4 protein-coding genes and 1 pseudogene are annotated in these 5,404 nt (G+C 44.0%); 1 reads left to right on the top strand and 4 read right to left on the bottom strand.

Going from position 1 to position 5,404, the window contains the following annotated elements:
• The first annotated feature begins 17 nt into the window (after positions 1 to 17).
• A complete protein-coding gene (locus A3761_RS08560; protein ID WP_068553233.1) occupies positions 18 to 719 on the top strand; it encodes an NrdJb in 702 nt (233 codons plus the stop codon).
• 89 nt (positions 720 to 808) lie between these two features.
• Here A3761_RS08560 and pstB read toward each other — a convergent pair whose 3' ends face one another.
• The 4 genes and pseudogenes from pstB to A3761_RS27520 all read right to left on the bottom strand — a co-directional run.
• A complete protein-coding gene (pstB, locus tag A3761_RS08555; protein WP_068553231.1) occupies positions 809 to 1,585 on the bottom strand; it encodes a phosphate ABC transporter ATP-binding protein PstB in 777 nt (258 codons plus the stop codon).
• Positions 1,569 to 2,744, bottom strand: a complete 1,176-nt coding sequence (gene pstA / locus A3761_RS08550; protein WP_068553229.1) for a phosphate ABC transporter permease PstA — start codon at positions 2,742 to 2,744, stop codon at positions 1,569 to 1,571. The genes pstB and pstA overlap by 17 nt, the downstream gene beginning before the upstream one ends.
• A complete protein-coding gene (gene pstC, locus A3761_RS08545) occupies positions 2,741 to 3,670 on the bottom strand; it encodes a phosphate ABC transporter permease subunit PstC (protein WP_068512730.1) in 930 nt (309 codons plus the stop codon). The genes pstA and pstC overlap by 4 nt, the downstream gene beginning before the upstream one ends.
• Positions 3,671 to 3,852: 182 nt before the next feature.
• A pseudogene (locus A3761_RS27520) lies at positions 3,853 to 5,404 on the bottom strand (hypothetical protein); the annotation flags it as partial.

Raw genomic sequence — 5,404 nt, 5'->3', positions numbered from 1 at the left:
TTGATAGGTAAAAAATTATGGCAATTAAAATTGAAAAGAAAATCGTCGGTTATCAAGTAGACAACTCCGGTGATAAAGCGCTTGTTGTAGACAACACGCCAAAGGTTGTTCCAGTAGAGATGAATGAGTCGATTAAACGACCAGACTATCTTCTCGGCTCAACTTATAAAATTAAACCACCCGTATCTGAGCATGCGTTATATATTACTATTAACGACATCATTCTTAATGAAGATACTGACCACGAAATTAGACGACCTTATGAAGTCTTCATTAATTCTAAGTCGATGGAACACTATCAGTGGGTAATCGCTTTAACTCGCGTTATCTCTGCCGTCTTCCGTAAAGGTGGTGACATCACCTTCATGATCGAAGAGCTATCTTCAGTTTATGACCCGAACGGTGGTTACTACAAGAAAGGTGGCGTCTATATGCCATCATTAGTAGCCGAGATTAGCTCTGTAGTCGAGAAGCACATGAAGACTATCGGTCTAATCAAGTCTGAAGAAATGAGCGATCATACAAAGCAGATTCTTGCTGAAAAGAAAGCCCAGTTCGAAAAGGAAGGCAGCGCTACTCACGTTAACACTGAAGAGCCACCTGAAGATAACCCATTCCCTGCTAACGCGACGCTTTGTAAGAAGTGCCACAATAAGTCGGTGATCGTTATGGATGGTTGCCAGACTTGCTTGAACTGCGGTGATAGCAAGTGCGGCTAGTGCTTTCTAGCTAAATAAGCTAAACGAAAAAGGCCAAGTAAATATTTTACTTGGCCTTTTTTGCATTTATGCGGCGCTATTTCTAACAGTTAGCCAAACCGCCCACCGATATAATCCTGCGTTACCTGATTGCTTGGCGATTCGAAAACCTTTGTCGTTTGGTCAAACTCCATTAGCTTCCCTAGGTGGAAGTGAGCTGTCATGTCGGCAGTACGATGTGCTTGTTGCATGTTATGCGTCACGATTACAATCGTGTAGCTTTTCTTTAGCTCAAGCATTAGCTCTTCGATTTTTTGTGTCGAGATCGGGTCGAGTGCTGAGGTAGGTTCGTCCATTAGTATAACGTCAGGCTTAACCGCTATCGTTCGGGCAATACAAAGCCTTTGTTGTTGACCACCTGATAGACTCGTACCAGGGGAATTCAGCTTGTCTTTAACTTCATTCCACAGACCTGCAGATATGAGAGAACGCTCAACTAAGTCATCACATTCGGTACTACCCTTTTTGACTTGGCTGTGCTTAATTGGTGCGTAAGCAACATTCTCGTAGATAGACTTTGGAAAAGGGTTTGGCTGCTGAAATACCATTCCTACACGCTTTCTTACTGAAACTTCGTCTACGTCTTTGTCATAGATATTCTTACCATCAATGACTACCCTTCCGGCAATATCAACAATGTCGATCAGGTCATTCATTCGGTTTAGGCAGCGCAAAAATGTCGATTTACCGCAACCGGATGGCCCGATCAAGGCCGTAATATTATTCTCTGGCACCTGCATGTTGATACCATGTAAAGCATGGTGATCACCATAGTGAAGGTTTAAGTCTTCAGCAACGATCTTTATGTTATTACCACTTGATTTCATACTTCTTCCTTAGGTAAATAGCTGCAGCGTTCAGTGTGATTAATATCGACAGTATGACAACAATGCCCGCTGCTGTTTTTTCTACATATGCACGTTCAGGCATACCCGCCCACGTAAAGATCTGGGCCGGCAGTACCGTCGCAGCCTCCATGATCGACGAAGGTGAATCTGGGATGAATGCAATCATTCCAATAATGATTAATGGAGCGGTTTCCCCCATGGCTTGCGCCATGCCAATTATCGTACCGGTCAAGATGCCTGGTAGCGCAATGGGTAGAACGTGGTCTTTGACAACTTGAATTTTGTTAAGGCCCAAACCATAACCTGCATGGCGAATTGACTCGGGTACACTTCTGAGTGCAGCACGAGAACTGACAATAATAATTGGTAATGTCATTAGCGCTAAAGTGATACCGCCCACTAATGGCGAGCTTCTTGGCAGACCAAATAAATTAATAAATACTGATAAGCCTAGTAGGCCGAATAATATTGAAGGAATAGCCGCGAGGTTGTTTATATTAACTTCAACAAAACGGGTAAAGCGGTTGTCGGATGCAAACTCTTCCAGGTAAATTGCCGTCATCACACCAATCGGGAAAGCAAAGGCCATTGTTACTAACAAGGTCAGTACCGAGCCTACGATGGCAGACAGTATCCCGGCATTCTCTGGCATTTTAGAGTCACCCTTACTGAAGAAAACACTATTCCAGCGTAGCTCTAACTTACCTTCTTCTTTCAACTTATCGACTAGGGCAAGCTGCTTTTCTTTCAGGTTATAGTGATGACCTTTTAAATACTGGTCAACCTGGTCATCAGCCAATGCCCACATTGTTTCGCTTGTACCCATCAATTCAGGCTGGTCTCGCATGGCTTTTGTTAACGTACGTAGCCAAGCCCTACTTACAATTTTGCGAAAATCTTTTGGAATGGCCCGGCGCGTGGACTTAGCATTTCGCTCTGAAAACTCTACTTCAACTTGCACATAAGCTTGCTTCACAGCAGGCGCAGCAGTACTAAGAATATCGACCATAAAGAAGATCAGAAACGACAGAGTAAATACGACGGAGCTCTTTGCGAAAAGTTTGAAAAATCGCGAGGCACGATGCCGTTTACTTAAGGTCGGGTCGTAAAAAGGATTAGAATTCTGTTTTGAAGTCATAGCCTGCTTATCTTGTATTTTTCTTTAAACTTACGGATTTGGGACAACGAGACCATATTGAGAATCAATGTGATCACAAATAAGACCAAGCCTAAGGCAAAAGCCGAAAGCGTTTGCGGTGAGTCAAAGGCGTGATCCCCGACAAGGGAGTCAACAATTCTCACTGTTACGGTGGTCATATCTTCTAAAGGGTTCCACGACAAATTTGGTCTAAGACCGGCAGCCATCACCACAATCATGGTTTCACCAATCGCCTTGGCAAAGCCAAGCAAACAGGCTGAAATGATGCCCGGAAGCGCAGAGGGTAAAACTATATTTTTGATCGTCTCGCTTTGCGTCATACCTAACGCATAGGCGGCATTGCGTTGACTGCTTGGTACAGCACGAAGTACGTCATCACTCAAGGATGAAATGACCGGAATAATCATAACGCCCATCACCAAGCCGCTTGCTAGTGCGCTGTTAAAAGCAGCATCGACACCAAACTGTTCCGCTATTGCTACGATGGCTGGAGCCACTGTCAACGCAGCAAAGAAGCCATAAACGACAGTCGGGATACCCGCCAGAATTTCGAGCAAGGGCTTCAATATTTTTCGCTGAGCTGATGAGGCATATTCACTCATATAAATCGCATTACCCAAGCCAATGGGTATCGATACCGCTAACGCAATAATTGTGATCATGAAGGTACCGGCGAAAATCGGTACTGCACCGAAGGAGCTTTCTCCATGGCTCATGTGCCACTCGGTACCTGTAATAAAGTACCAAAGGCTTTTTAATTGAAAGAACTCTAACGCCTGGAACAGGATAGAAAACAAAATACCAATAGTTGTAACAATGGCAATTGCGGCTGAGATCGCGAGAGTTGCTGTAATACAACGTTCTTTAATAAGGGTTGAACGCTTTTTGGATTCAACTTGAAACAAATCTATACTTCCATTATTTAAGAGCCGAATAACTGAGTGGCTAAATTTATACCTACAAAATAAAAAGCCCACTACACAGCGGGCCTTTTGATTTATTTAAGTCCAACTACTTCCTTGTAGTTAGACTTAACATCCCTGTCATTAAACTTCCTAAGACCTTACACTTTTAGACTTAAGCGGGATTATTCAGCCCAGCTCGCATCGTACTCAGTGATAGTCAAAGAGGTATCATCGTCTGTATAAAGCGTGCTACCAGCATCTACAGTGAAGCGAGCTTCAGAACCTGCAGTGAACAGATCAGCACTAGCGTTTACATTGTTCTTAATCGCTAGACCTGCACCTGTTACCGTTGCGCGAGTATCAGTATCAACACCAGTGTCACTTACACGGATCGCTTCAACGTCAGCATCTGATGAAAACTCAACCAAAATTTGAACATTGTTGAACACGTAGTCTGTACCTTCGCGCAAGCGAACTGCACGACCAACTGACTTCAAGATTGCGTTTTCAAGAGTAGGTTGCGCTTTAGGGTCACCATCAGTAGAGGTGCTGTGACTATCTGCTTCAATTACACGTGAACCAGTTTCGTCATCAACGATGTTCTGCTCAGCATAAACGTTTGAAAGTGTACCGATATAACCTTGGTCGGTATCGATTGAATCGTCACCAGCGTTGTAGATATACAAACCGTCGACGCTAACTGTACCGCCCCAAAGCTCGATACCATCATCCGCAGAACCAATGATTGCGATGTTCTCGATAGTTGTACCTGAACCTACAGAACCAAGAGAAAGACCGTTAAGCTCTTTGTCTTTTTCTACTTCATAACCAGAGTATTTGATCGCAACGTAAGTCAGTGTTCCACTGTTATCGTCCGCAATCGTTACACCAGCGTCAGGACCATAAGACTGAGTACCAGCTTCATAAGTACGCTCGCCTTTGTTGTTGGTAGATTGACCAAGGATAGTCAAGCCACCCCATTGACCCTGCTCGTCACCAGTATTAAGACCAGCAACGTCTTGAGCAGACGTAAAGATGATTGGGTTTGACTCTGTACCTTGAGCATCAATCATTGCACCACGGTTTATCGCTAGGTAAGAGTTACCTGAAGCACCGAAAAGTGTTGTTCCAGCTTCAATAGTAAGCGTAACACCGTCAACAACATTCACTTCACCAGTGATTGCATACAAGCTATCGCTAGTTAGTGTTGTATCGCTTGTGATGTCGCCACTAATAACTGAAACAGCCTGATCGTTAACCTCTGCCAATGCCCATTCGAAGATGCTCAAATCAACACCAGTTACAGCGTTGTCAGCATCAACTTCTGCAGCAAATGCTACACCAGAAGAGTCTAGATATGCTTCGTCAACCATATCACCAGAAACACCGACTGTTTCATGTACATCACCAAGTGCACGGAAAATGTCACGTGTACCTTCGTCACGATAGATACCCTTACCACTAGTGATGATACCGTCAGCACCGATGTCGCCTGTTACAGCATCATCAATCACTAACTCAACTGCGTCATTCTTGATCGCGATACCAGCACCTGCTGTTTCAATTTCATCACCAGTTACAGCAGTATCACTTACACGGATTGCTGCGATGTCTGCAATGTAGTCAGCTTCAGTGTACTCTTCGGTACCACCTTCACCGTCATCAACCTGTGTACCAATTAGTGATGCATCAGCACTTGAAGACTTAACATTAACTTGCACGTTGTCAAATACG

Source organism: Oleiphilus sp. HI0123 (genome assembly GCF_001635315.1).
The sequence above is the reverse complement of the archived record's forward strand: the minus strand, read 5'-3'. Positions and strand labels throughout refer to the sequence as shown.